Origin of the sequence: Klebsiella sp. GB_Kp047, from assembly GCF_040065235.1 — a bacterium.
Classification (GTDB): Bacteria; Pseudomonadota; Gammaproteobacteria; order Enterobacterales; family Enterobacteriaceae; genus Klebsiella; species Klebsiella quasipneumoniae.
Genome location: NZ_JBEAJG010000040.1, coordinates 305,713 through 331,796, shown reverse-complemented (window position 1 = coordinate 331,796; position 26,084 = coordinate 305,713). Strand labels below are relative to the sequence as shown.

The window sequence follows — 26,084 nt, the reverse complement described above, 5'->3', positions numbered from 1 at the left end:
GGGGTACAGGGGGCGGCGGCGACTGGCCGCCCCCTGTGCGCTCCCTGCGCCATGAGAGACATAACGCAGAAGACTTACCGGGAGCGCGATGCCCGCTGAAGCCACAGATAACATAAAAGACTTCCCAGCAGTGCTTTCCCTCACCCTAACCTCTCCCGGAGGGAGAGGGAACCGTCCGGCAGTCGTTTCCGTGGCCAACATATTGCCGGGCAAGGGCAGCGGGCGCGGAGCCGCTTTTGTGCCGGGTGGCGGCTGCGCCTGACCCGGCCTACGGAGGCCTCCCGTCAGCTTATATCCCCCAGGCCCGGCAAGCGCAGCGCCGCCGGGCAAAAGATATAGCACCGGGCCAAACGAAAAAAAGCCGGAGGTTTCCCTCCGGCTTTTCTCATTCAGATCACGCTACGCCTTACGCCACGTCTTCGTACTGCGGCACCGGGTTGCGGAAGCTTTTGGTCACGCAGGCCAGATAGACCAGACCGATACCGGCCCAGATCAGGCCCAGAATCATCGAGCTCTCTTCCAGGTTGACCCACAGCGCGCCGACGGTCAGGGCGCCGCACATCGGCAGGAACAGATACTGGAAGTGGTCTTTCAGCGTCTTGTTGCGTTTCTCACGGATCCAGAACTGCGAAATCACCGACAGGTTAACAAAGGTAAACGCCACCAGCGCACCAAAGTTAATCAGCGCCGTCGCCATCACCAGGTCGAAGTTAATCGCCAGCAGGGCGATAGCGCCGACCAGGATGATGTTCATCGCCGGGGTGCGCCAGGTCGGGTGGACGTAGCCGAAGAAGCTTTTCGGGAATACGCCGTCACGACCCATCACGTACATCAGACGCGCCACGCCAGCGTGCGCCGCCATACCGGAAGCCAGTACGGTGATGGTGGAGAAGATCAGCGCGCCCACCTGGAAGGCTTTACCTGCCACGTAGAGCATAATTTCCGGCTGTGACGCATCCGGATCTTTAAAGCGCGAGATATCCGGGAAGTACAGCTGCAGGAAGTAGGTGGCAAAGATGAAGATCAGGCCGCCGATCAGCGCGGTCAGGAAGATCGCGCGCGGAATGACGCGCTCTGCATCTTTGGTCTCTTCAGACAGGTTGCTGATGCCGTCGAAGCCGGTAAACGAGAAGCACAGGATCGTCGCCCCGGTAATCATCGGGATCACGTGCGCGTCACCGGACCAGAACGGACGGCTGCTGGCCAGCGTACCGGCGCCTTCGCCTTCAAACACGCCATAAATCACCATGCCGAGAATGACGGCAATCAGCACCACCTGCAGCACCACGATCACGGTGTTGAAGTTGGCCACGGATTTAATGCTGCGCAAGTTAAAGGCGGTCATAAAGGCGACCAGCGCGATAACAAACACCCACGACGGAATCGAAGGCACCAGCGCTTCAAAATAGATTTTCGCCAGCAGAATGTTGATCATCGGCGCGAACAGGTAGTCGAGCAGCGAGGACCAACCCACCATAAAGCCAACGGTCGGGCTGATGGATTTCTGCGCATAGGTATACGCCGAGCCGGCGGACGGGTAACGACGTACCAGCTTGCCGTAGCTCAGCGCAGTAAACAGGATAGCGATTAACGCAAAGGCGTAGGCCGTCGGCACGTGACCGTCGGTCATACCAGAGACGATACCAAACGTATCGAACAGCGTCATCGGCTGCATATAGGCCAGGCCCATCATTACAACCGGAACTAGCGTAAGTGTTTTACGTAATTCCACGCGAGAGGTATTTGGAGTAGCGTTATGCGACATAGTTATCCCCTTTTACGGTGAACGCCAGCGCGTAAGCAAAAAATTGCCCCATTTCTTTCTATTCCTCAGCGACAACGACTGTCGGTTTTTAGTAAATATCTATCCGGTACGAAGCCCGGCCTCTTGGTATTGAATGATGTGTCTTTCGACCAAAAAAATAACCGACACTTTAAAAAAAAGCGTCGGCTAGTCTCTGGTTTTCAGGCCGCATATTTTGCAACAAATTCAACGGCGTTGACAAGATGTTATGAAGTTCATTGCGTAAGCATATTTTTTAACGTGCTAATATCTATACGGTTTCCATATGATAAATTGTAAAAATAGCACTATTTGCTAATAGCGTTTCCCGCCACCATTTGCCAGCCAAACCGCAGGTAGCGTCATTCCAGCCGATCCACGCGTGCTGACGAGGCGACTGCCCGCGCACGGTCAAGCTGACCAGTTCGCCGCTCTCCAGCAGCCCCTGCACCTGGTAACGCGGCAGGCAGCCCCACCCCAGTCCCATGCGCAGCAGCGCCAGCTGCGCCGTAACGTCACATACCGTCAGGGTCTCCTGATCGCCGAGCAGCGCCCCGCCCTCGCCGGTGGCGACCGCGCGGTAACGGCGCAGAGTTCGCCAGCTCAACGGGGCGCGACGCTCCGCCAGAGGATGCTGCGGGGAGACCACCAGCTCCAGATCCAGCTCGCCAAGGGGAAGATAATCATAGCCGCTCAGCGGCGGCGGCTCGCCGAGCGCCCCCAGCAGGAGATCGGCCTGCCCTTCAGTCAGCGGCCGCCAGTCCAGCAGCGAGGGGTTCAGCGTGAAGTGCAGCCGGGTCAGCGGCTGCTGTTGATAAAATGCGGCAATCAGCGGCGAGAGTTGCGCCACGGGAAAGGTGCTGTCCACCGCCAGGCGGAGGGTATGCTCCCACCCCTGCTGCAGCTTAACCGCCCGGATCTCCAGTTCGCGGGCGATATGCAGCACTTCCCGTCCTTTCTCCAGCAGCATCTGTCCGGTGGGGGTAAAGCGCGCGCGGTGACCGCTGCGGTCGAGCAGCTGAATATTGAGATCGCTTTCCAGCCGGTGAATGGTGTAGCTCAGCGCCGAGGGCGTTTTAAAGAGCCTTGCCGACGCCGCGGCAAAGCTCCCCTCTTTTTCCAGTGCGTCGAGGATCACGAGGACATCCAGCAGTGGTTTCATCGCTACCCCCTTACGGTATGCGAATCACCGCTGGCGAATCACTCCATCGGCATCACCAGCGGATCGGGGTACTGGTACTCAAATCCCAGCTCATTGCAGATTCGATTGCCATCCACAATCTTGCCCTGGCCGCCGTCCGGGCTGTCACTGAACACCGGCGGCGGCAGCCCCAGCTCGCGGGCCATCTGCGGATAAAAGAGGCCGCGTGCCGGATGGCGGGGCGCACATAGATTATAGATGTGCCCGCCCTTCGGAGCCTGCAGCAGCAGTTCGATGGCGGCCACCACATCCTGCAAATGCACCAGATTGACCACATGCTGGCCATCCGGCGCCGACTTGCCGGCGAAAAAACGTCCCGGATGACGGGACGGCCCCACCAGCCCGGCCAGGCGCAGAATATCCACCGACGTCCCCGGCAGGTTGTGCAGCCAGTCTTCCAGCTCCTTGAGCACCTGCCCGCTGGCGGTCTCCGGCAGGCGCGGGGAGTTCTCTTTCACCGTGCCGTTGACGTTGCCATACACCGAGGTGGAGCTGGTGAAGACGATCCGCGGAATATGGTACGCCAGCGCGGTATCGACGATCTCCTGCACCGCCTGCAGATAAAACCCTTCCCCCGCGCCGGTCCGCCGGGCCGGCAGCGTGATCACCAGCGCATCGACGTTCATCAGCGCGTCGAGGTCCTCGGTATCACAGACCAGCTGCGGCTCCAGGCGCAGCGGATAGCTGTCGATCCCGCACATCCGCGCCGCCTCCACGCCATCCTGCGTGGTTTTACTGCCGGTGACCTGCCAGCCTCGCGCCGTCAACGACAGCGCCAGCGGCATCCCCAGCCATCCCAAACCGACTATCGCGACCTTTTTCATCCCAGGCTCCTGACTCTTTCGCTGTGCTGATTACAGGCTACGCCAGCCAGCGGCAACTGACAATTTCTTCGCTCAATGTGAAATGAATTAATGATAGAAAAAAGCCCTTGCTTTCTGCGGCGGAAGTGGTTTAGGTTAAAGGACATCAAATGCATAGTCATTCACAGAGAATTTTATGAACCGCGTTCAATTTAAACACCACCATCATCACCATCATCCTGACTAGTCTTTCAGGCGATGTGTGCTGGAAGACATTTGGATCTTCCAGTGGTGCATGAACGCGCAGAGAGCCCCCGGAAGATTCACTTCCGGGGGCTTTTTTTTGGACCAAATTCGGACAGATTCAGACAGGTATTCAGAGGAAAAGAACAATGTTAGACAACACCCGTTTACGCATAGCTATTCAGAAATCAGGCCGTTTAAGCGAAGATTCACGCGAATTACTCAGCCGCTGCGGCATTAAAGTCAATTTGCACACCCAGCGTCTGATTGCGCTGGCGGAAAATATGCCAATCGACATTCTGCGCGTGCGTGATGACGATATCCCGGGCCTGGTGATGGACGGTGTTGTCGACCTCGGCATTATCGGCGAAAACGTGCTGGAAGAAGAGCTGCTCAGCCGCCGCGCCCAGGGCGAAGACCCGCGCTACTTCACCCTGCGTCGTCTGGACTTCGGCGGCTGCCGCCTGTCGCTGGCGACCCCGGTGGATGAAGCCTGGAACGGCCCGGCGGCGCTGGACGGCAAACGTATCGCCACCTCTTACCCGCACCTGCTGAAGCGCTACCTCGATCAAAAAGGTATCTCCTTTAAATCCTGTCTGCTGAACGGCTCCGTGGAAGTGGCGCCGCGCGCCGGCCTCGCCGACGCCATTTGCGACCTCGTCTCCACCGGCGCCACCCTGGAAGCCAACGGCCTGCGCGAAGTGGAAGTGATCTACCGCTCCAAAGCCTGCCTGATCCAGCGCGACGGCGAAATGGCCGACGCCAAACAGCAGCTGATTGACCGCCTGCTGACCCGTATTCAGGGCGTGATCCAGGCCCGCGAGTCGAAATACATCATGATGCACGCCCCGACCGAACGCCTTGAGGAAGTGGTTGCCCTGCTGCCGGGCGCCGAGCGTCCGACCATTCTGCCGCTGGCAGGCGACAAGCAGCGCGTGGCGATGCACATGGTCAGCAGCGAAACCCTGTTCTGGGAGACCATGGAAAAACTGAAGGCGCTGGGCGCCAGCTCCATTCTGGTGCTGCCGATTGAGAAGATGATGGAGTAATCGGCCAGCCGGTCACGGGACACACAGGGGAAAACAATCATGAGCTTCAACACAATCATCGACTGGAACGGCTGTAGCGCTGACCAACAGCGACAACTCTTAACGCGCCCGGCGATTTCCGCCTCCGACAGCATCAGTAAAACGGTGGCGGAGATCCTCGATAACGTTAAAGCCAATGGCGATGCGGCGCTGCGCGAATACAGCGCGAAGTTTGATAAAACCACCGTCGCCGCGCTGCAGGTGAGCGAGGCGGAGATCGCCGCCGCCGGCGAGCGCCTCAGCGACGAGCTGAAGCAGGCGATGGCGGTGGCGGTGCAAAACATCGAGACCTTCCACAACGCGCAAAAGCTGCAGGCGGTGGATGTCGAAACGCTGCCGGGGGTGCGCTGCCAGCAGGTCACCCGCCCTATCGCCTCCGTCGGGCTGTATATTCCGGGCGGCTCGGCGCCGCTGTTCTCCACGGTGCTGATGCTGGCGACGCCGGCGCGCATCGCCGGCTGTCAGCAGGTGGTGCTCTGCTCGCCGCCGCCTATCGCCGATGAGATCCTCTACGCCGCGCAGCTGTGCGGCGTGAAAACCATCTTTAACGTCGGCGGCGCGCAGGCCATCGCCGCCCTCGCCCTCGGAACCGAGTCGGTGCCGAAGGTGGATAAAATCTTTGGCCCGGGTAACGCTTACGTCACGGAGGCCAAACGCCAGGTCAGCCAGCGTCTGGACGGCGCGGCCATCGACATGCCGGCCGGCCCGTCGGAAGTGCTGGTGATCGCCGACAGCGGCGCCAATCCGGACTTTGTCGCCTCCGACCTGCTGTCGCAGGCGGAACACGGCCCGGACTCGCAGGTGATCCTCCTGACCCCGGACGCCGGGATGGGCAACCGCGTCGCCGAGGCCGTGGAGCGCCAGCTGGCAGCCCTGCCGCGCGCCGAAACCGCCCGCGTGGCGCTCTCCGCCAGCCGGATCATCGTGGCCCGCGACCTGACGCAGTGCGTGGCCATCTCCAACCAGTACGGTCCGGAGCACCTGATCATTCAGACCCGCCAGGCCCGTGAGCTGGTGGACAGCATCACCAGCGCCGGCTCGGTTTTCCTTGGCGACTGGTCGCCGGAATCCGCGGGCGACTATGCCTCGGGCACCAACCACGTCCTGCCGACCTATGGCTATACCGCCACCTGCTCGAGCCTCGGCCTGGCCGATTTCCAGAAACGGATGACCGTGCAGGAGTTGTCGCGCGACGGCTTTGCCGCCCTCGCCTCGACGATTGAGATTCTGGCCGCCGCCGAGCGCCTTGACGCCCACAAAAACGCCGTAACGCTGCGCGTTGCCGCCCTGAAGGAGCAAGCATGAGCATTGAAGATTTAGCCCGCGCCAACGTTCGCGCGCTGACCCCGTATCAATCCGCTCGCCGCCTGGGCGGGAAAGGCGATGTCTGGCTGAACGCTAACGAATTCCCCACCGCCGTGGCCTTCCAGCTGACCGAGCAGACGCTGAACCGCTATCCGGAGCCGCAGCCGAAGGCGGTGATTGAGAGCTACGCCCGCTACGCCGAGGTTAAACCGGAGCAGGTGCTGGTCAGCCGCGGCGCCGACGAAGGCATTGAGCTGCTGATCCGCGCCTTCTGCGAGCCAGGCGAAGACGCCGTGCTCTACTGCCCGCCGACCTACGGCATGTACAGCGTCAGCGCCGAGACCATCGGCGTCGAGTGCCGCACCGTGCCGACGCTGGCCGACTGGCAGCTCGACCTGCCGGGCATCGAGGCGCAGCTGGGCGGGGTGAAGGTGGTCTTCGTCTGCAGCCCGAACAACCCGACCGGGCAGATTATCGACCCGCAGTCGATGCGCGACCTGCTGGAGATGACCCGCGGCAAAGCTATCGTGGTGGCCGACGAAGCCTATATTGAATTCTGCCCGCAGGCGACGCTCGCCGGCTGGCTCAGCGACTACCCGCACCTGGTGGTGCTGCGCACGCTGTCCAAAGCCTTCGCCCTCGCCGGCCTGCGCTGCGGCTTCACCCTCGCCAATGCCGAGGTGATTAACGTGCTGCTGAAAGTGATCGCCCCGTACCCGCTCTCCACGCCGGTGGCCGATATCGCCGCCCAGGCCCTGAGCCCGGAGGGGATCGCCGCGATGCGTCAGCGCGTGGCGCAGATCCTCGACGAGCGCCGCTACCTGGTGGAACAGCTGCGCGGCATTGCCTGCGTGGAGCAGGTCTTCGATTCCGAAACCAACTACGTCCTGGCGCGGATAACCGCCTCCAGTGCAGTGTTTAAATCTTTGTGGGATCAGGGCATTATCTTACGTGACCAGAATAAACAACCTTCATTGAGCGGCTGTTTGCGTATCACTATCGGTACCCGTGCCGAGAGCCAGCGCGTGATTGACGCCTTGACTGCGGAGAATGTATGACCCAGAAGTATCTCTTTATTGACCGTGACGGCACCCTGATTTCCGAACCGCCGGTGGATTTCCAGGTGGACCGTTTCGACAAGCTGGCGTTTGAGCCGCAGGTGATCCCGGCGCTGCTGAAGCTGCAGCAGGAAGGCTATAAGCTGGTGATGATCACCAACCAGGATGGTCTGGGCACCGACAGCCTGCCGCAGGAGGCGTTTGATGGCCCGCACAACCTGATGATGCAGATCTTCGCCTCGCAGGGCGTTAACTTTGAAGAAGTGCTGATTTGTCCGCACTTCCCGGGCGACAACTGCGCCTGCCGCAAGCCGAAAACCCAGCTGGTGCTGCCGTGGCTGGAAGAGGGCGTACTGGATAAAGCCCACAGCTATGTGATTGGCGACAGGGCCACCGACCTTGAGCTGGCGGATAACATGGGGATTATCGGTCTGCGCTATGACCGCGAGACGCTGAACTGGCCGACCATCTGCGAGCAACTGACCCGCCGTGACCGCTATGCCCACGTCGAGCGCATCACCAAAGAGACCCAGGTGGATGTGAAAGTGTGGCTGGACCGCGAAGGCGGCAGCAAGATCCACACCGGCGTCGGCTTTTTTGACCATATGCTCGACCAAATCGCCACCCATGGCGGCTTCCGCATGGAGGTCAACGTCGGCGGCGATCTGTACATCGACGATCACCACACGGTGGAAGATACCGGCCTGGCCCTCGGCGAAGCCCTGAAGCTGGCGCTTGGCGACAAGCGCGGCATCAACCGCTTCGGCTTCGTGCTGCCAATGGACGAGTGTCTCGCCCGCTGCGCGCTGGATATCTCTGGCCGTCCGCACCTGGAGTATAAGGCGGACTTCACCTATCAGCGCGTCGGCGATCTGAGCACCGAGATGGTGGAACACTTCTTCCGCTCGCTCTCTTACACCATGGCGGTGACGCTGCACCTGAAAACCAAGGGCAAGAACGATCACCACCGCGTGGAAAGCCTGTTCAAAGCCTTTGGCCGTACGCTGCGCCAGGCGATCCGCGTCCAGGGCGATGCCCTGCCGTCTTCCAAAGGGGTGCTGTAATGAATGTGGTGATCCTTGATACCGGGTGCGCCAACCTCAATTCGGTGAAATCGGCGATTGGCCGCCACGGCTATGAGCCGGTGGTCAGCCGCGACCCGGAGGTGGTATTGCGTGCCGATAAACTGTTTCTTCCCGGCGTCGGCACCGCCCAAACGGCGATGGACCAGCTGCGCGACCGCGAGCTGATCGACCTGATCAAAGCCTGTACCCAGCCGGTGCTGGGGATTTGCCTGGGTATGCAGCTGCTCGGCAAGCGCAGTGAAGAGAACAACGGCGTCGATCTGCTGGGCATTATCGAGGAAGAGGTGCCGAAGATGACCGACCACGGCCTGCCGCTGCCGCACATGGGCTGGAACCGGGTGTATGCCAAAGCAGGCGATCGTCTGTTCCGCGGCATTGAAGAAGGGGCTTACTTCTACTTCGTGCACAGCTACGCCATGCCGGTCAACCCGTACACCATCGCCCAGTGCAATTACGGCGAGGCGTTCACCGCCGCGGTGCAGAAAGATAACTTCTTTGGCGTGCAGTTCCATCCGGAGCGCTCCGGGAGCGCCGGGGCGCAGCTGCTGAAAAACTTCCTGGAGATGTGATGATTATTCCTGCTTTAGATTTAATCGACGGCACCGTCGTTCGTCTCCACCAGGGGGATTATGGCCAGCAGCGCGACTATGGCAGCGATCCGCTGCCGCGCCTGCAGTCCTATGCCGCTCAGGGAGCGGAAGTCCTGCACCTGGTCGACCTGACCGGGGCGAAGGATCCGGCGAAGCGCCAGATCCCGCTGCTGAAATCGCTGGTCGCCGGCGTTGACGTCCCGGTGCAGGTCGGCGGCGGCGTGCGGACCGAGGCGGATGTCGCGGCCCTGCTTGAAGCCGGCGTCGCCCGCGTGGTGGTCGGCTCCACTGCGGTGAAATCCCCGGAGGAAGTGAAAGGCTGGTTTAAACGCTTTGGCCCTGAGCGGCTGGTACTGGCCCTCGACGTGCGTATCGACGCCGACGGCAATAAGCAGGTGGCGGTCAGCGGCTGGCAGGAAAACTCCGGCGTGACCCTGGAGGAGCTGGTGGAGAGCTATCTGCCGGTCGGCCTGCAGCATGTGCTGTGCACCGATATCTCCCGCGACGGCACGCTGGCGGGCTCCAACGTCTCGCTGTACGAGGAAGTCTGCGCCCGCTACCCGCAGGTGGCGTTTCAGTCGTCCGGCGGCATCGGCGATCTCAATGATATTGCCGCCCTGCGCGGCACCGGGGTGCGCGGCGTGATTGTCGGTCGCGCGCTGCTGGAAGGCAAATTCAACGTAACGGAGGCCATTCAATGCTGGCAAAACGGATAATCCCCTGCCTCGACGTCCGCGACGGCCAGGTAGTGAAAGGCGTGCAGTTCCGTAATCACGAGATCATCGGCGATATCGTCCCGCTGGCCAAGCGCTATGCCGACGAAGGCGCCGACGAGCTGGTGTTTTATGATATCACCGCCTCCAGCGACGGCCGGGTGGTCGACAAGAGCTGGGTGTCGCGGGTGGCGGAAGTAATCGATATTCCTTTCTGCGTGGCGGGCGGGATCAAGTCGCTGGAAGACGCGGCGCAGATCCTCTCCTTCGGCGCCGATAAGATCTCGATTAACTCCCCTGCTCTCGCCGACCCGACGCTGATCACCCGCCTTGCAGACCGCTTTGGCGTGCAGTGCATCGTGGTGGGGATCGATACCTGGTTTGATGCACAGACCGGCAAGTATCACGTTAATCAGTACACCGGCGACGAGAGCCGCACCCGGGTGACGCAGTGGGAAACCCTCGACTGGGTGGAGGAAGTGCAGAAGCGCGGCGCGGGCGAGATCGTCCTCAATATGATGAACCAGGACGGGGTGCGCAACGGCTACGACCTGCAGCAGCTGGCGAAGGTCCGCGCGGTGTGCCATGTGCCGCTGATCGCCTCCGGCGGCGCAGGCACCATGGAACACTTCCTCGAAGCCTTCCGCGACGCCGACGTTGACGGCGCGCTGGCGGCCTCGGTATTCCACAAACAGATTATTAATATTGGCGAACTGAAAGCGTACCTGGCGGCACAGGGCGTGGAGATAAGGGTATGTTGACTGAACAGCTGGACTGGGAAAAAACGGACGGCATGATGCCGGCCATCGTGCAGCACGCCGTATCCGGCGAAGTGCTGATGCTGGGCTACATGAACAAGGACGCGCTGGAGAAAACCGAAGCCACCGGCAAGGTCACCTTTTACTCACGCACCAAACAGCGGCTGTGGACCAAGGGTGAAACCTCGGGCAATGTCCTCAACGTGGTGAGCATCACACCGGACTGCGACAACGATACGCTGCTGGTGCTGGTGAACCCGATCGGGCCGACCTGCCACAAAGGCACCACCAGCTGCTTCGGCGACGCCGGACACCAGTGGCTGTTCCTCTATCAGCTGGAGCAGCTGCTGGCTGAGCGTAAGCACGCCGACCCGGAGAGCTCCTACACGGCGAAGCTGTATGCCAGCGGCACCAAGCGCATCGCGCAGAAAGTGGGAGAAGAAGGCGTGGAGACCGCGCTGGCCGCCACGGTGAACGACCGCTTCGAGCTGAAGAATGAGGCGTCGGACCTGATGTATCACCTACTGGTGCTGCTGCAGGACCAGGGGCTGGATCTCGGGGAAGTGATTGATAATCTGAAGAGTCGTCACTAACGCGTTGACCCCCGCCGCAACGGCGGGGGTAGCTAGCCTCAGGATTTGCTTTCCAGCAGAGTAGTGTAGAGATTGACGTAAGCGTCAATCATATGGTCGGCAGTAAACATCTCTTCAAAACGACGACGCGAGTTTTCGCCATAGCGGCTGGCGGTTTCATCGTTATGCCAGAGCTCATTCATCGCCTCCACCAGCGCCCGACTGTCATTCGGCGGGATCACGCAACCATTCACTTTGTCCTGGTTAATGAACGAGGTCCCGGTGCCGATCTCACAGGAGATCAGCGGCCTGGCGAAGCGCGCGCCTTCCAGTAACGTAATGCCAAACGCCTCGGAGCGCAGATGCGAGGGGAAGACCACGCCACGGCAGAGCTGGAAGAGAATGTATTTATCTTCGTCGTTGAGCATGCCGGTAAACACCACATTGCTCAGCCCGCGCTGCTGCGCTTCACGACGCACTTCCGCCTCCAGCGGCCCTCCCCCGACGATCACCACCGGCAGCCGGCTACGCTCGGCGGCATCCAGCAGAATGTGCAGCCCTTTGTAGTAGCGGAAAGCGCCGACGAAGAGGAAGAAGTTATCGCCGACGGTTTCCCGCCAGTGCGCCACCCGCTGCGGATCGTGCTGCACGTCATGCTGCTCCAGACCAAACGGGATCACCACCGTTTTATCCTGATATTTTTTCAGGGTCTGGCTGGAGGCCACGTAGTTGGGCGACGAGGCGACGATGCAGTCGACGCTGGCGAGAAATCGCTCCTGCAGCGGCTGGTACAGCTTCATCAACCGTTTTTGTTTCACAATATCAGAATGATAGGTCACCACCGTTCTGGCGTCAGGCCGCGCCGAGAGATGCAACATATCCATGAATGGAAACGGAAAATGGTAGTTGATGATGTCGTAATCATCTTTAATCTGCTTAAAACGCGTTAACGCTTTCAGCGAAAACGGCGTGGAGGCAATTTCAAAAAGCTGCTTATTATAAATGACCCGATGGTCTTCGTAGGCGACAGGTCCTGTCTCTTTGTCCGGGCTAAAAGTAAAAACATCGGCTGCGATTCCCCGGCGGGCGCAGCCCTGACTGAGCTGATAAATGACCTGCTCAATACCGCCGTAGGTATCGGGATAGTAGGTCTTATAGACGTGTAGAACTCTCAACTGACACCCTTAGAGTAATTTATAGGCGTTAATGGTCTGGGTCGTACAGTTCTCCCACGAAAACTGTTTCGCCTGGGCAAGACCGCGCGCGGTGGCGATTTCCCGCCAGCTATCATCCTGCAGGCTCTGCAAAATATGCGCGCTAATCGCGTCTACATCATTAGGATCGGCAACGAGGCCGGCATCGCCAACCACCTCAGGCAAAGAAGTGACATTGGAACATACTACCGGCACACCGCAAGACATCGCTTCAAGAATAGGTAAACCGAATCCCTCGTAGAAGGAGGGATAAACAAAGGTTCTGGCCGCCGCGTACAGATAAGGCAGGTCTTCATCCGGGACATAGCCCAGGTAACGGATCCACCCTTCTCGCGTACCGCGCTCGACTAACTGCCACAGCACATCGTCTTCCCATCCACGATAACCGCTGAGGATCAGCGGGTAGCGCATGCGGGTCTCCATCGGCAGCAGCTGATAGGCCTGCAGCAGACCGCGGATATTTTTACGCGGCTCCATGGTGCCGATATACAACGCATAGCCCTGCCACGCCAGCTGATATTTCTGCAGGACCGGCAGGCACTCCGCCGGGCTGCGCGGAATATAGTCGCTGCTGCAGGCCAGCTTGGTGGTGACGATCCGCTCCGCCGGATAGTTGAACAGGCGGATGATTTCACTGCGCGAGAAGTCAGAGACGGTCAGGATCAGCTTTGCCGAATCCAGGCTCTCGTGCAGGGACTTCTCCATATAGCGAACCCGATCTTTTGGATGATATTCCGGGCAGGTAAATATAGAGATGTCATGAAACGTGGTTACGGCGCGTTCCAGGCGATGCGGCAGATAGAAGTTAGGGCCATGGTAAATGTAGTCTTTGTAATCGCGCAATGCCCACGCCTGGCGCCGCGGATGCAGCAGGCGATACGCCTCAATCAGCAGCGGCTGGCGGCGCAGAAACGCCGACAGACGACCATGATTGCTGGCTTTGGTATCGCTTTTATTCTCAACCTGGGGGATCTGGTCGATAAACGACGCGCCGTGAAACAGCTTCAGCTCTTCGATTTCACGAGCAACCGCCAGTCGCTTAACCAGTTCCAGGGAATACCGACCGATGCCCGTTAACGGGTATTTAATTGGCTCAGTAGCAAAAATAATTTTCATAATAAATGACACATCATCATCTAGCTCCCCTTGTATTCAAAGGCAAAAAATACAAGGGGGAATATTTTTATTTAAAATATTTAGCTTTAGCTAAGCCTTGACACATATTAACCAGGCGGCGTGAAACAGCATAATAATCATGTTGTTCACGCCATGCATCGGCACGTTGTTGAGTCCTGGTAGCCCAGGCGTCCTGTTCACGGATGGCATTCAGGATCCGGTCAATCCCCTGACTGATATCGTCGACGCTGCATCCATCAAATTTAAAGACCGCATCGTCCAGATCATCAAATATCGCCAGGGGTGTTACCGCAACAGGTTTTTGGGTTGCCATGCCATAACGTACCGCTCCGCTAGCTGACTCACCCGTATTCTGGTAAGCAAAAATCAGTAGATCAGCTTCTGAGAGCAGCCGCAAACTTTCCGCATCAGGCAGGAAATCATTATGCATCTCAATGAGATCGTTAACACCTAGCCGCTGAGCTGCCGCTTTAAGTTCTGCCACCAGATCGCGTGATTCTCCAACCGGATACTCCGCGTTAACCAGACGCAAACGAACCGGTTTCCCCGCCTGCTTTAGGCGATGGACGGATTCTACCAGCTCCATCAGGCCCTTATGCGGTAAGCAGAAGCCATAGCTCGCAATTAACGGTAAAGCCTGCTGTTGACGCGCGGCGCTCCCAGCAGCGTAGTTGATAACACCATGCGGAAATAAAGCAACATTATCGGTTAAGCCTAAATCTTTAAGGCGGTTCATATCGGCAATTGAATGCACCAACAATCGGTCACAAAGCGCCAGCGCATCCGCCATTTCGGCAAGGCGGAAATTCCAGGTCGGCTCTTTTTCCAGCGGATCCACAGTTGAATGCATCGTCATGACAACCGCTCGACCGGCGTCATGCTGACGACGAATAAAGGCCGACAGTTCGCGATGATTAAAGAATCCATAGTTAAACTGGATCACGATGACATCAAGTCGCAGAGCATCAATTTGTGGCTGGAGATTTTCAAGATAGTTATTTTCTTTACCCACAATCCAGTTGCGCAGTACAAACTCTTCGTCTGCACACACAAGATCTCCAGCGCTGACCTGGGGAGCAAAAACAACATCCGCGCCATGCGGTGCGCTCTCCAGCAAATGCTGAGAATAGGTTGCGATCCCACATTTCGTGTTCCAGGTCGTCAACCAGCCAATTCGCGCCCGATGCTGAGCAATATCAATATGCGCACGCAGCGTCTTAACTGCCTGACGAGAACGATCAGCCACCGCTTTCCAGGTAAACTGCTGCAGAATAAGCTCGCGACCAGCATCAGCCATGTCACGCAGCACTGATTTATCCGTCGAGGCTGCAGCTTTTAACGCATCCGTTAAGTTGTCAATGTCCACACTGGCCCATGTCGAGGCAAACAGACCAAAGTGTGTTTTTACCCGGGTAAACTGATAGTTAACCAGCCATGAATTTTGTGAATTAACAAAATCTAGTTGACCGCTCCAGTTAGTGACGATGGCTGGAAGCCCACTCAGCATTGCTTCAGCGATAGGTAAACCAAAGCCTTCGGCGCAACCTGGAGCAACCAGAACATCGCAGCTTTCATAAAGCCCTTTAAGCTGGCTGGCTGACATATCCTCTTTGATTATTTCAACTTTGGGGTAGTCCGCGAATTGAGCCTGGGCGTGTGCCAGCCACGCGTCAATTTCATTGTGTGGATTGTTAAAAGTCTTAATGATCAAGATAACATTGTCACGACGAGTGAACGCCCTGCCCCAAGCCTGAAGCATTGCCTGCACCCCTTTTCGTGGGAAGCAGGAAGAGACATGCAGGAAACGGAAGGTTCCCTCATCCACATCTTTTGCCGTTTCAGCTGCTGTGGTGAGCCAATGATCGCAGCCGTTGCCTACAACAAATGCAGGCACATTCAAGCCGTTGTCAATCAATACCTTACGGACATGTTCTGAAGTACAAAGCACGCCGTCAAGTTCCCGGTTAAATTCATTAATCCACGGCTGTGGAAAACCCGTTTCTTCCCAGGCATAGCAATGAAGGAGTTTTACTTTGGCATCCATATCGGCAACCCGCGGTGGATAGATATTTCTGCTAAGAATATCTATCTTTTCGTTACTCTTGCGGGTACGACATTGATTATAAAATGCCAGAAGATCGCTATTTTCCGGCTGTGCCATAAACGAGGCATCCGGCGCAAAATCGCCCGGCCCTTCAGTGGAGTGCAATAGTACTTCTACACTATCGGCTGAGAGTGCCCGGGCAAACTCCCGATTCACCAGCGCCAGACTATATGAGCTATCGAAGGGACCTTCCACACGCCAGGTCAGCGCCTTATCATCAATTTGATACAGCTCAGCCGTCTTCAGATTGTAATCGATGGCCGTTGCGCACAAACGCAGATCGCGCTCATCTGGCTGACAGTGAGAGATAGCAAGGATCCGCTGAATCAGTGCCTCAGGCAAGACCTGCACGGTGCCGGCGTCTTCTGTCGCAATCTTCTCGAAAGCTTCCAGAGCCGTCACGGCAGCGTTGTCCCAGGAGAAATTACGTGCTTGCTGCTGAGCCATTTCCTTCAGGCGCGCCAGGAATGGAGCATCATTCAGACATTGCGCGATCTTTTCCCGAATGGAAGAGACAGAATACGGGTCGAATAATGCCTCAGGATTACCGATGACTTCAGGAATACTGGTGACATTTGAGCCAATGGCCGGTGCGCCGCACGACATTGCTTCCAGAACAGGCAGCCCAAAGCCTTCATGCAGCGAAGCAAAGATGAAAAGCTTACATAGACGATAGAGTTGAATCAGCTCATTTTCCGGCACGTAGCCAGTCAGAACCAGTTCACCCTGCTGCAACCCATTACCTGACGCCAGGGATTCCAGATACTGACGATCCCCAATGGACAGCTTACTAACGATAACCAATTGATGGCTGCGACGTAGAGCATCACTGAGTCCTGCATAGGCCTCAATCAATCGCTTAAAGTTTTTCCTGGAGTCAAATCCACCTGGTGCATACAGCACAAACTCGCGCTGAATACCGTAATGGCCAAGGACGGACTCTTTCTCGCTCGCGGTCACTTCCGCCATACAAAACTGAGGATCGGCTGCAGCTGCAATATTCTGCACATGGTCGCCCTGCAAATGCAGATGCTCAATCGCTTCCTGTGCCGTATAAGCGGAGTTAGTTAGCAGAAGGTCAGCGTTTTTTAACCATTCCACTTTCTGTAAATAATAGGATTTGAATACATCATCCAGCAGATAGGTCTCAGCCTGCACCAGGGGAATAAGATCGTGATGCAGTACGGCTACTTTGTACTGACGACTAAATTTGTGTACCGAAGTGGCCGCATCGTCGACATGACCTTCAAACAAGCTTGTAATGAAAACGACATCCGGACGCAATGATTCAAGAAACGCTTCCCGAATCAGTTCTGCGCTCTCCCGACGCCATTCATTACCTTTATCCATTGCACGTACTGGTCCTGCAGCATGCCAGACGACTATGTTATCTGCTGGCAGGAGATCAGCAAATTGCGCCTTAACATCAGTAATCGACTCACCCAGCATAGCGGATAGCGCGATGAAAACCTCATGTCGATTGTTATTTCTAATAATCGCTCTGGCGATAGCAATACTATAACGACCAATGCCACGAAAGCGGCTTTCCGTCTGCGCGCCTTGTAAATCAATGACAATACGCATCGTTATTTCTCCGTATTTTTATTTTTTAATTCGTTATAAATACTCAACGCGCGACTTGTCATTTCTTCAGTACCCACATCATATCTTCTGGACTGCATCATCATCGTGTCAGATTGCACCAGCATTACGCGCTGGAACAAACGCTGTAGCAATGTGTAGCAGCCGGTTTTTCTTAGAAATTTAAACAGATAAACCTTTGACTTAGGATAACGATGGAAAAAGACCAGCGAGAACGCCATCCCTTTGCGCAATATTTTTTTCGCCGCCCGACGGGCTCGTACTTTAGCCCCTTCCTGACGCAGTAATTGGCGTTGCAAAGACAGCCAGCGTAGAGGTTGAGTGATACGCCATGAACGGCTGTTATGCAAATCTGCCACTTGCTGATGAAGCTGATTGTTCTGACCAATGACATGATTTAGTTCGTCAACCTGGCCTTGCAACGTCTGAATATTCTCTGCCATTTTGCTTAGCTGGCGCGTATATGTCTGGTTTAACGTCTCCAGCTGTGAGGCAAAGGATGAGAACTGTTGGCGTAAAATTGCATCGTAACGGTTGCTCAGGACATCCAGCGTCAGGCCATATTGTTGGGTAAACAGGGTTTCAAAGCGTTCAAGAACATCTGCAGGCGCTGCTTTCTGAGCAATGATGCTGTAATCGGGGCTAACACCTTTAAGCACATCGACCAGATTAACCGCTGCGTCCGGGGATTTGAGAGCCTCTTTTTCCTGTAGACGAACGGTAATTGCCCGGTTAAAACCATAATGAATAGGTAAAAACTCAAGCAATGGCGGCGGCAAAGGGTGATTATGCGTTGGATCCATATAAAATGAACAGGTCCCGACGCTTACATTCTCCGGGTTCGGCGTTTCGAGGATTAGCAAACCGCCAGGTTTCAGCACCCGTAAGGTATGCATGACGAGCTGCTGCAATACCTCAAAGGGCAAATGCTCAGCAATATGGAAACCAGTCAACGCTATCAGACTCTGGTCTGCTTGATTTTGCAGAAACTGCAGACAATCCATTTTCTGCACGTTCAGCCCGGCTTCCTTGGCACGTGCCAGCATGCCATCATCGAGATCGACGCCGATGTTCGCAATACCATTTTCAGTCAGGATTTCCAGCCATTCACCACGTCCACAGCCAATATCCGCAATCACGCCTTCGGGATAAAGATCCTTCAGACGAGACAAGAAAGGTAAATAAAAACTCAGGCGGTTCTTGATATCTTCAACCGAACCTCTGTGTCGTTCTTCAAATGAACGATAAAACGACGAACCCATTAAGAAATCTCCAGTTCAGGTGGCAACCAGGACACGCCGACAAACTCTTGTTGTTCCGTGTTAACGACGTTGAATACCACGGCCAGATCGCGCCATTCATAGTTTTTGCCGAGGTGCGTACTGGAAGTATGCAACGCGACAGCGACAGAATAGGAGCCAACCCCCAACCTCGCATCAAAAGAGAATAAAAACGAACGCTTTTCGCCTTTTTTCAGGCTGGTGAGTGTTTGTTTGAGATGATGCGTATTGGTCCCGAAAATCGGTTGCCCAAGTCGATCCTTGATCATATAACCGACGACGAGCTCAGGGATATCAGCCTTAACCTCAACATTAACCTGCAAGCTGATCCGATGCCCTACCGAGGCAAATTCAGTCACATTGCCCTGTTCATCGAGAAGATGAACCTCAGAGATTGTCACTTCACCAGTGCCTGAAACAGTTTGCGTTTTACCGTTGTGCTCAACTTGTTTAATGGACTGATTTTGCTTATCGGCAAGAAGCGCATTGTAATAATCCATCACCGCTTCAGGCTCGCCTTCCATCTCAATGTGGCCTTTGTTCAACAAAATAGCCCGGTCGCAAATGCTCTGGATCGCCTGTTTATCATGAGATACCAGCAGCAACGTGGTTCCTTCCAGACGGAATTTACGGATACGTTCGAAACTTTTATGCTGGAAATAGGCATCCCCAACGGATAAAGCTTCATCAATAATCAGCACATCAGGACGGATAGCGGTCGCTACGCTAAAAGCTAATCGAACCTGCATACCACTGGAATAGACGCGCACCGGCTGGTCGATATAATCCCCGATCTCCGCAAACTCTTCGATTTGCGGCATCAACTCAGTAATTTTCTCAGAGGATAACCCCAGCAGTTGCCCTGACATATAAACGTTCTGTCGGCCAGTGAAATCAGAATGAAACCCCATACCCAGTTCGAGTAAGGCAGCGACACGGCCTGAGATTTCAATCTCTCCGGTCGTTGGCCTGGACGTACCGGTAATAAGTTTAAGTAGGGTACTCTTGCCCGCACCGTTGATACCGATAATACCAACCGCCTCTCCCGGAGCAACTTCGAAATTAATGTCGCTGAGGATCCATTTAAGATTATGGCGTTTTGTATTCAGAGGGGATAACCATTCGATCAGTCTCCCAGTTTTTGAGTGATACTGGCGATATGCCTTACCGACATTTTTTACTCTGATATAACTCATTATAATTCATCCACCATATCCGCCGCATGCTTGCGGAACATCCTGAAACCGATGACGCAGAAAATAATGGCGAGAGCCAATACTGGCCATAGCGAATACCAGTTGGGCGCCTGATGGTAGGCGAAGATGGACTGATAAGATTGCATGACCCGAGTCATCGGATTATAAAGCAGCAGATTTTTCGCCCATGCTGGTAATGAATTAAGTACGTAAACAATAGGAGTGAACCAAAACCAAAATTGCAGTGCAACCCCAACCAGTTGCCCCACATCCCGGAAAAAGACGTTCATCACACCGAGGATCATACCCAGCCCACCGGCAAAAAGGATCTGCAAAAGCAGAACCGGTATCACCGAGAAAAACAGCCAGCCAGGGAAGTTACCAGTGACAATGATAAAAATCAGAAACAGGCTGAAGATAATCGCGAAATTAAGCACTGCTGATAACGTCACGATGATCGGCAGACAAATTTTCGGAAAACTTAGTTTCTTGATCAGATTAGCATTATTGATGAATACGCTCTGACCTTTATCCAGCATCTCTGTAAACAATCCCCAGGTCAGTACCCCAGAACAGAGATAAATACTGTAGGCAAACGGCCCGGTGTTGTCGGGCATTCTGGCCTTCATCACCTCGGAAAAGACCAGGGTATAGACCAAGATCATAGAGAGCGGTTGTAAAACGAGCCATAACGCGCCCAGCATACTGGTTTGATAGCGTGCCTGAAAATCACGCTTTACACTGCTCCAGATAAATCCCCGATAACGATAAATCGTCGTTAGTAAATCTCTCACCTTATTCCCCGCTTAACCGGTGTAACAGCTCGGTCGTTTTTTCATTCATAAGCGCTACATCCGCTCTGGACTCCACGTTCAGACGCACCACCGGCTCCGTGTTGGACGTGCGCAGGTTAAAGCGCCACTCAGGGTATTCAATACTGATACCGTCCGTTGTGTCGATGTGGGCGGCCGCCGGCTCATACTGCGCCCGGATGCGCGCTATCGCCTCCGCCGCATTACCCAGCTTGCGGTTGATCTCCCCCGACGCCGGGAACGCCGCCTGGCGGTCCGCCACCAGCGATTTCAGCGAGCTGTTCTTCAGGCACAGCAGCTCCGCCACCAGCAGCCACGGGATCATCCCGCTGTCGCAGTAGGCGAAGTCGCGGAAGTAATGGTGCGCGCTCATCTCCCCGCCGTAGATGGCGTCTTCCTGGCGCATCCGCTCCTTGATGAACGCATGCCCCGTCTTCGACATCACCGGCTGGCCGCCGCTGCGGGTCACGATGTCCACCGTGTTCCACGTCAGACGCGGGTCGTGAATGATTTTCGCCCCCGGCTGCTTCTGCAGGAACGCTTCCGCCAGCAGGCCGACAATGTAGTACCCCTCGATAAACGACGCCTCGTCATCGAACAGGAAGCAGCGGTCGAAGTCGCCGTCAAAGGCGATACCCATGTCCGCCTGATGCGCACGCACCGCGTCGGCGGTGTCCTGGCGGCACTCCGGCAGCAGCGGGTTCGGGATACCGTTCGGGAAATGGCCGTCCGGCTGGTGATGCACCTTGATAAAGGTCACCGGCGCCCCGGCCGCCGCGAAGCGTTTCTCCACCTCATCAATCACATGCCCCGCCGCCCCGTTGCCGGAGTTCACCACCAGCTTCAGCGGACGGGTGAAGTTCGCCAGGTCCACGTAGCCCATCAGGTGGTCGACGTACTCCTTCAGCACCGAAATCTGGCGCAGGGTCCCGCGACGCGCCGGGTCCACCGGCGGGAACTGGTTCTCCTCCGCCAGGCGCTGGATATCCCGCAGGCCGGTGTCGCCGCTGATGGGCTTCGCGTTCTCGCGCACCAGCTTCATGCCGTTGTAGTTCATCGGGTTATGGCTCGCCGTCACCTCGATGCCGCCGTCCACCCCGAGGTGGAAAGTGGCGAAGTAAATCTCTTCCGTGCCGCTCAGGCCGATGTCCAGCACGTCGGTGCCGGCGTCCATCAGCCCGCGGGCCAGCGCCAGCTTCAGCGACTCGCTGGTGAGGCGCACATCGCCCCCCACCACTATCTTCCCGGGTTTCAGAAATTCGCCGTAGGCGCGGCCGATACGGTAGGCGATGTTCTCGTTCAGCTCCTCGCCCAGTTCACCACGGATGTCATAAGCCTTAAAGCATGTTAACTGTGTCATTCTGCGTTTTGTCCCGAAAAAATTAGCAACGACCATACTGGTCTTTAATACGAATAATGTCGTCCTCGCCGAGGTACGACCCCGACTGGATCTCCAGCACTTCCAGCGGAATACGGCCCGGGTTTTCCAGGCTGTGCTCGGCTCCAATCGGAATAAAGGTGGACTGGTTCTCGGTCAGCAGGAACTGCTTGCCGTTGACCGTCACCTGGCCGGTGCCGGCGAGAATGACCCAGTGCTCGGCGCGGTGGTGGTGCATCTGCATCGAGAAGGCGCCGCCCGGTTTCACGGTGATACGGTTGACGTTGAAGCGCGGGGTCTGGACCACCACGTCGCAGCGGCCCCAGGGACGGTAAATCTCGCGGTGGCGCTTGTACTCGCTGCGCTGGTTCTGCTTGAGGAACTCGACCGCCTTCTTCACGTCCTGGGAACGCTCGCGGTTCATCACCAGCACGGCGTCCTTGGTGCTGACAATCACCAGGTTCTCCACGCCGATGGCCGCCACCAGCTTCTCGTCGCTGTTGATGTAGCAGTTTTCGCTGTTGTGCACCCAGGCGTCACCGCTGAGGACGTTACCCTGCTCGTCTTTCGGGCTGACCTCCCACAGGGCGGACCAGGAGCCGACGTCGCTCCAGTCGGCATCGAGACCGACCACCACCGCGTCGGCGGTTTTCTCCATCACCGCGTAGTCCACGGACTCGTCCGGGCACTCGCAGAAAATGTCATGCGGAATGCTGATGAAGTCGCTGCCGTTGTCGGCGGCATTGACCGCGGCCTGGCAGGCTTCGAGGATATCCGGGCGGAATTTGGCCAGCTCGGAGAGGTATTTTTTGGCGCGGAACATAAACATGCCGCTGTTCCAGTAGTACTCCCCGGAGGCGAGGTAGGCCTCAGCGCGCTCGCGGTCCGGCTTCTCCACGAAGCGGGCCACCTGGTACGGGGTGTGGGCGCTGTCGGTGAGGGCCACGCCGCGCTGGATGTAACCGTAGCCGGTTTCCGGGGCGTTCGGCACGATACCAAAGGTGACCAGATGGCCTTCATCGGCATACTGCTCGGCGACGCGGATGGCGTCGTGGAAGACCGACTGGTTATTGATGATATGGTCGGCGGCGAGGACCAGCATCAGCGGGTCGTCGCCGTGGCGGGTGGCCTGAAGAGCCGCCAGGGCGATGGCCGGGGCGGTGTTGCGCCCGACCGGCTCAAGAATAATGTTGTTGGACAGCTTGTTGAGCTGGCGCAGCTGTTCGGCCACCAGGAAGCGGTGCTCTTCGTTACAGATGACCATCGGTTCATGGATTTCAAGGCCCGAGAGTCGGGTGATGGTTTCCTGCAGCATGGAGTTCTGCCCGAACAGCCGGAGGAACTGTTTCGGGTAAAGCTCGCGAGACATCGGCCAGAGACGACTGCCGGTACCACCAGCCATAATTACAGGAAGTAACATAATGAAATCCTTAAATAAATAATTGCTTTATTTTACTATCAATCAATCGACCGTCAGGTGGCGTGGCCTTTTTGAGGCACGCTACCGCCATTGGCTGTCGCAACCAAAATGCGTACTGCTCCCGTGCTCCAGGCTAAGCGCCACCCTCTTTCGCTTCAGGCTGTCGGCAGATCGTTCAGTCAGCGGCTACAATGACAGCCTGGCGGAACGCGTGTCCTGAAAACCTAAAAGCAGAGATATACCTTCAGGCATATCTCTGCTTTTAACATGCATCTGTCCTCACCTGGCCGCGAAATGCCCCACACTTTCCGCATTTGCCGCCGGGTTAACCATCAGGACTTTCTCATTTACGCAGGGTATCACGCGTGCGCTTTCCGCCACCGACGAAAGGGAAACAGGCGGCCTGCCGGTGCCAGCAAGCGTCAGAAAGGAGCGTCCACGATGCGGGGAAAGATAAGAAGAGACATCGCTTTCGCCGCCAGGGAGACCACGCGCATTCAGGCTTGATGGCCCTGCGCACACAACAACGGCGCTATGTTCCGATAGGTGGGATAAACGACTCATGCCTCTACACTGCACATTCCACAAAGAAAATCGTGCGCAGATTATAGCGCTGGTCGGCGGGAATAAAAATAAAAAAGCCTACTGATTAATGGATTACTCAAATGACACACATCATAAACATTCATTAAACAAGCAAAAAAAGAGCAATTTGTTGATATCCATGAAGAAAAGAAAGCCATCATTGCGCACTTTTAGCCCGTTTGATAAATAAACCGGGCACAAAAAATATAACTTTAAACAAACTTATGCCGGGCTCAATGGGTATTTGTTGCCTTTGTGTTTAGCCACAAATCGCTAAACCGCTGACAAGTCACAAGGTTATTATTCGGATGCTAACAGTCAAATGAGAAACGTTGTTATTTATCACCTTTTGCCACGGTTATTTTGCCAGAAAAAACGTCCTTCACCTCACGTCTGGCGGAGATGGCGCGGCAAAGCAAGTGATCCCAACCGCAAGCCAGTGTAAAATCGGCACTTATGTAGAACGGGATATCCACACCCCGGAGGAAAAATATGAAGTTTTTGGTCACTGGTGCCGCAGGTTTTATCGGCTTTCATATCGCGCAGCGCCTGCTGAATGAAGGGCATGATGTTGTCGGGATCGACAACATGAACGACTATTATGACGTCAGCCTGAAGCAGGCCCGTCTGGATCGCCTGGCATCTCCGGCATTCCATTTCCAGCAGCTGGATCTGGCCGACCGGGAAGGTATGGCAAAGCTGTTCGCCGCAGAGCAATTTGATCGCGTGATCCACCTGGCCGCCCAGGCCGGTGTGCGTTACTCGCTGGAAAATCCGTATGCCTATGCGGACGCTAACCTGATGGGTTATCTGAACATTCTGGAAGGCTGCCGTCATACCAAAGTGAAACACCTGGTGTACGCCTCCTCCAGCTCGGTTTACGGCCTCAACCGTAAAATGCCGTTCTCCACCGAAGATTCCGTCGATCATCCGGTCTCCCTGTATGCCGCCACCAAGAAAGCCAATGAGTTGATGGCGCATACCTATTCCCATCTGTACAGCATCCCGACCACCGGGCTGCGCTTCTTTACGGTCTATGGCCCCTGGGGCCGCCCGGATATGGCGCTGTTCAAGTTCACGAAAGCGATGCTGGAAGGGAAAAGTATTGACGTCTACAACTACGGCAAAATGAAGCGCGACTTCACCTACATCGACGACATCGTCGAGGCGGTGGCGCGTGTTCAGGATGTGATCCCGCAGGCTAATGCCGACTGGACCGTTGAGAGCGGTTCCCCGGCCACCAGTTCCGCGCCATATCGGGTCTATAACATTGGCAACAGCTCGCCGGTGGAACTGATGGACTACATCACCGCCCTGGAAGAGGCGCTGGGGATGGAAGCGAAGAAGAATATGATGCCGATCCAGCCGGGCGATGTGCTGGACACCAGCGCAGACACCCAACCGCTATATGACCTGGTGGGTTTCAAGCCGCAGACGTCAGTGAAGGAAGGCGTGAAGAACTTTGTCGAGTGGTATAAGGATTACTATCAGATCTAATCCCCTGCCCAGCCGCAATCGTCAGGTTGCGGCAACCTCTTCTATGGAACCTCCGTTATCCTGACTATATGTCGACGGAATGCACATTCATTGTTTTATATATAATATTTTGTGCTATAGACAGATTTTTTGCCTTTTTTCTCGCACGCCTGAAACCAGTTTCATCCAGCCTTTTTCAAAAAAGCAAATATCCGCGCGCCAGGCACTCAAACTTTTCTGTCATCCATCCCAATTTGGTGAGTGGAAACAGCATTATATGCTGATTGAGCAAAAACATTACTCTCTGTAGGAATTTTCCTAAATCCAGGATATGTTAGAGCAAGCCATGCAACAGAACAAAACTGGGGCATTGCTTATCAAACTAATAATTCAATCAACATACGCTCTGTGGTAGATATTATGGAAAACCTATTTTTCTTAGTGGTGGCTGCCATACTACTTGCTGTTTCCGTTTATTTCTTGATTTCTTATTTAAAAGACAGAAAGAAAACGAAACTGACGTTTAATAAACGCAAGTGGTAAGGACAACTCCGTATTGCAATTAGATTAAGATAACATTAAGAGATAAAAAAAATGATATTACAGAATGAGCGTTCATTCTGCGTTTTGGCGTGGCATTAAGGCAAGAAAAAATAGTGTTAATCGCGCCCTGTTCATCAT

The 26,084-nt window shown here is 55.8% G+C and carries 22 protein-coding genes and 1 other annotated feature; of the genes, 11 read left to right on the top strand and 11 right to left on the bottom strand.

Annotated features, from left to right (window positions below):
* Positions 1-406 precede the first annotated feature (406 nt).
* The 3 genes from plaP to ABLV76_RS20495 all read right to left on the bottom strand — a co-directional run bounded on the left by plaP (position 407) and on the right by ABLV76_RS20495 (position 3,808).
* A complete protein-coding gene (gene plaP, locus ABLV76_RS20505) occupies positions 407-1,765 on the bottom strand; it encodes a putrescine/proton symporter PlaP (protein ID WP_004148994.1) in 1,359 nt (452 codons plus the stop codon).
* A gap of 289 nt (positions 1,766-2,054) precedes the next feature.
* Positions 2,055-2,945, bottom strand: a complete 891-nt coding sequence (locus ABLV76_RS20500; protein ID WP_017899703.1) for a LysR substrate-binding domain-containing protein — start codon at positions 2,943-2,945, stop codon at positions 2,055-2,057.
* Positions 2,946-2,983: 38 nt separating this feature from the next.
* Positions 2,984-3,808 (bottom strand): SDR family oxidoreductase, encoded by an 825-nt coding sequence (locus ABLV76_RS20495; RefSeq protein ID WP_004203585.1) that lies wholly within the window; start codon positions 3,806-3,808, stop codon positions 2,984-2,986.
* Between the two features lie 175 nt (positions 3,809-3,983).
* Between ABLV76_RS20495 and hisL the strand changes: the two genes are divergently transcribed.
* From hisL to hisIE, 9 genes are all read left to right on the top strand, one after another.
* Entirely contained in the window at positions 3,984-4,034 is a 51-nt protein-coding gene (gene hisL, locus ABLV76_RS20490) for a his operon leader peptide (protein WP_004899375.1), read from the top strand.
* Positions 4,010-4,132, top strand: a sequence feature (His leader region). It overlaps the preceding gene by 25 nt.
* Before the next feature lie 47 nt (positions 4,133-4,179).
* Positions 4,180-5,079 (top strand): ATP phosphoribosyltransferase, encoded by a 900-nt coding sequence (gene hisG / locus ABLV76_RS20485; RefSeq protein ID WP_002912152.1) that lies wholly within the window; start codon positions 4,180-4,182, stop codon positions 5,077-5,079.
* A 39-nt stretch (positions 5,080-5,118) separates the two neighbouring features.
* Complete coding sequence (hisD, locus tag ABLV76_RS20480) at positions 5,119-6,423, top strand: histidinol dehydrogenase (RefSeq protein ID WP_049004244.1); 1,305 nt, start codon at positions 5,119-5,121, stop codon at positions 6,421-6,423.
* Positions 6,420-7,481: a histidinol-phosphate transaminase gene (hisC, locus tag ABLV76_RS20475; RefSeq protein WP_348878445.1), complete on the top strand. Its 1,062-nt coding sequence runs from the start codon at positions 6,420-6,422 to the stop codon at positions 7,479-7,481. Before hisD ends, hisC begins: the two co-directional genes overlap by 4 nt.
* A complete protein-coding gene (gene hisB / locus ABLV76_RS20470) occupies positions 7,478-8,545 on the top strand; it encodes a bifunctional histidinol-phosphatase/imidazoleglycerol-phosphate dehydratase HisB (RefSeq protein WP_017899706.1) in 1,068 nt (355 codons plus the stop codon). Before hisC ends, hisB begins: the two co-directional genes overlap by 4 nt.
* Positions 8,545-9,135: an imidazole glycerol phosphate synthase subunit HisH gene (hisH, locus tag ABLV76_RS20465; protein ID WP_277448760.1), complete on the top strand. Its 591-nt coding sequence runs from the start codon at positions 8,545-8,547 to the stop codon at positions 9,133-9,135. The genes hisB and hisH overlap by 1 nt, the downstream gene beginning before the upstream one ends.
* Positions 9,135-9,872 (top strand): 1-(5-phosphoribosyl)-5-[(5-phosphoribosylamino)methylideneamino]imidazole-4-carboxamide isomerase, encoded by a 738-nt coding sequence (gene hisA, locus ABLV76_RS20460; protein ID WP_004200373.1) that lies wholly within the window; start codon positions 9,135-9,137, stop codon positions 9,870-9,872. The genes hisH and hisA overlap by 1 nt, the downstream gene beginning before the upstream one ends.
* The gene (gene hisF, locus ABLV76_RS20455) at positions 9,854-10,630 is read left to right on the top strand and encodes an imidazole glycerol phosphate synthase subunit HisF (protein WP_017899707.1); all 777 of its coding nucleotides are present in this window, start codon (positions 9,854-9,856) and stop codon (positions 10,628-10,630) included. The genes hisA and hisF overlap by 19 nt, the downstream gene beginning before the upstream one ends.
* Positions 10,624-11,220, top strand: coding sequence for a bifunctional phosphoribosyl-AMP cyclohydrolase/phosphoribosyl-ATP diphosphatase HisIE (gene hisIE / locus ABLV76_RS20450; RefSeq protein ID WP_004203593.1), 597 nt, complete (start codon positions 10,624-10,626; stop codon positions 11,218-11,220). Before hisF ends, hisIE begins: the two co-directional genes overlap by 7 nt.
* Positions 11,221-11,258: 38 nt before the next feature.
* On the opposite strand, the gene wbdC is transcribed toward hisIE, so the two are convergent.
* The 8 genes from wbdC to ABLV76_RS20410 all read right to left on the bottom strand — a co-directional run bounded on the left by wbdC (position 11,259) and on the right by ABLV76_RS20410 (position 23,342).
* The gene (gene wbdC / locus ABLV76_RS20445) at positions 11,259-12,374 is read right to left on the bottom strand and encodes an N-acetyl-alpha-D-glucosaminyl-diphospho-ditrans,octacis-undecaprenol 3-alpha-mannosyltransferase WbdC (protein WP_004203594.1); all 1,116 of its coding nucleotides are present in this window, start codon (positions 12,372-12,374) and stop codon (positions 11,259-11,261) included.
* A gap of 9 nt (positions 12,375-12,383) precedes the next feature.
* A complete protein-coding gene (locus tag ABLV76_RS20440) occupies positions 12,384-13,529 on the bottom strand; it encodes a glycosyltransferase family 1 protein (RefSeq protein ID WP_004203596.1) in 1,146 nt (381 codons plus the stop codon).
* 67 nt (positions 13,530-13,596) lie between these two features.
* Positions 13,597-17,238, bottom strand: coding sequence for a glycosyltransferase (locus ABLV76_RS20435; RefSeq protein WP_348878444.1), 3,642 nt, complete (start codon positions 17,236-17,238; stop codon positions 13,597-13,599).
* Positions 17,239-17,240: 2 nt separating this feature from the next.
* Positions 17,241-18,518 (bottom strand): class I SAM-dependent methyltransferase, encoded by a 1,278-nt coding sequence (locus ABLV76_RS20430; protein WP_180234737.1) that lies wholly within the window; start codon positions 18,516-18,518, stop codon positions 17,241-17,243.
* On the bottom strand, positions 18,518-19,732 hold the full coding sequence (gene wzt / locus ABLV76_RS20425) for an O8 family O-antigen export ABC transporter ATP-binding subunit (RefSeq protein ID WP_023322961.1): 1,215 nt from the start codon (positions 19,730-19,732) through the stop codon (positions 18,518-18,520). The genes ABLV76_RS20430 and wzt overlap by 1 nt, the downstream gene beginning before the upstream one ends.
* Positions 19,732-20,526: an O8 family O-antigen export ABC transporter permease subunit gene (wzm, locus tag ABLV76_RS20420; RefSeq protein WP_008804106.1), complete on the bottom strand. Its 795-nt coding sequence runs from the start codon at positions 20,524-20,526 to the stop codon at positions 19,732-19,734. The genes wzt and wzm overlap by 1 nt, the downstream gene beginning before the upstream one ends.
* A 1-nt stretch (position 20,527) precedes the next feature.
* Complete coding sequence (gene rfbK / locus ABLV76_RS20415; RefSeq protein ID WP_348878443.1) at positions 20,528-21,904, bottom strand: O9 family phosphomannomutase RfbK; 1,377 nt, start codon at positions 21,902-21,904, stop codon at positions 20,528-20,530.
* A gap of 22 nt (positions 21,905-21,926) precedes the next feature.
* On the bottom strand, positions 21,927-23,342 hold the full coding sequence (locus ABLV76_RS20410) for a mannose-1-phosphate guanylyltransferase/mannose-6-phosphate isomerase (protein ID WP_348878442.1): 1,416 nt from the start codon (positions 23,340-23,342) through the stop codon (positions 21,927-21,929).
* 1,077 nt (positions 23,343-24,419) lie between these two features.
* Here ABLV76_RS20410 and ABLV76_RS20405 point away from each other — a divergent pair.
* Both ABLV76_RS20405 and ABLV76_RS20400 read left to right on the top strand, forming a co-directional pair.
* Positions 24,420-25,424, top strand: coding sequence for an NAD-dependent epimerase (locus ABLV76_RS20405; protein WP_348878441.1), 1,005 nt, complete (start codon positions 24,420-24,422; stop codon positions 25,422-25,424).
* A 399-nt stretch (positions 25,425-25,823) separates the two neighbouring features.
* Positions 25,824-25,946 carry a small membrane protein gene (locus ABLV76_RS20400; protein WP_004144151.1) on the top strand — a complete coding sequence of 41 codons (123 nt, stop codon included), beginning with the start codon at positions 25,824-25,826 and terminating at the stop codon, positions 25,944-25,946.
* Positions 25,947-26,084 lie beyond the last annotated feature (138 nt).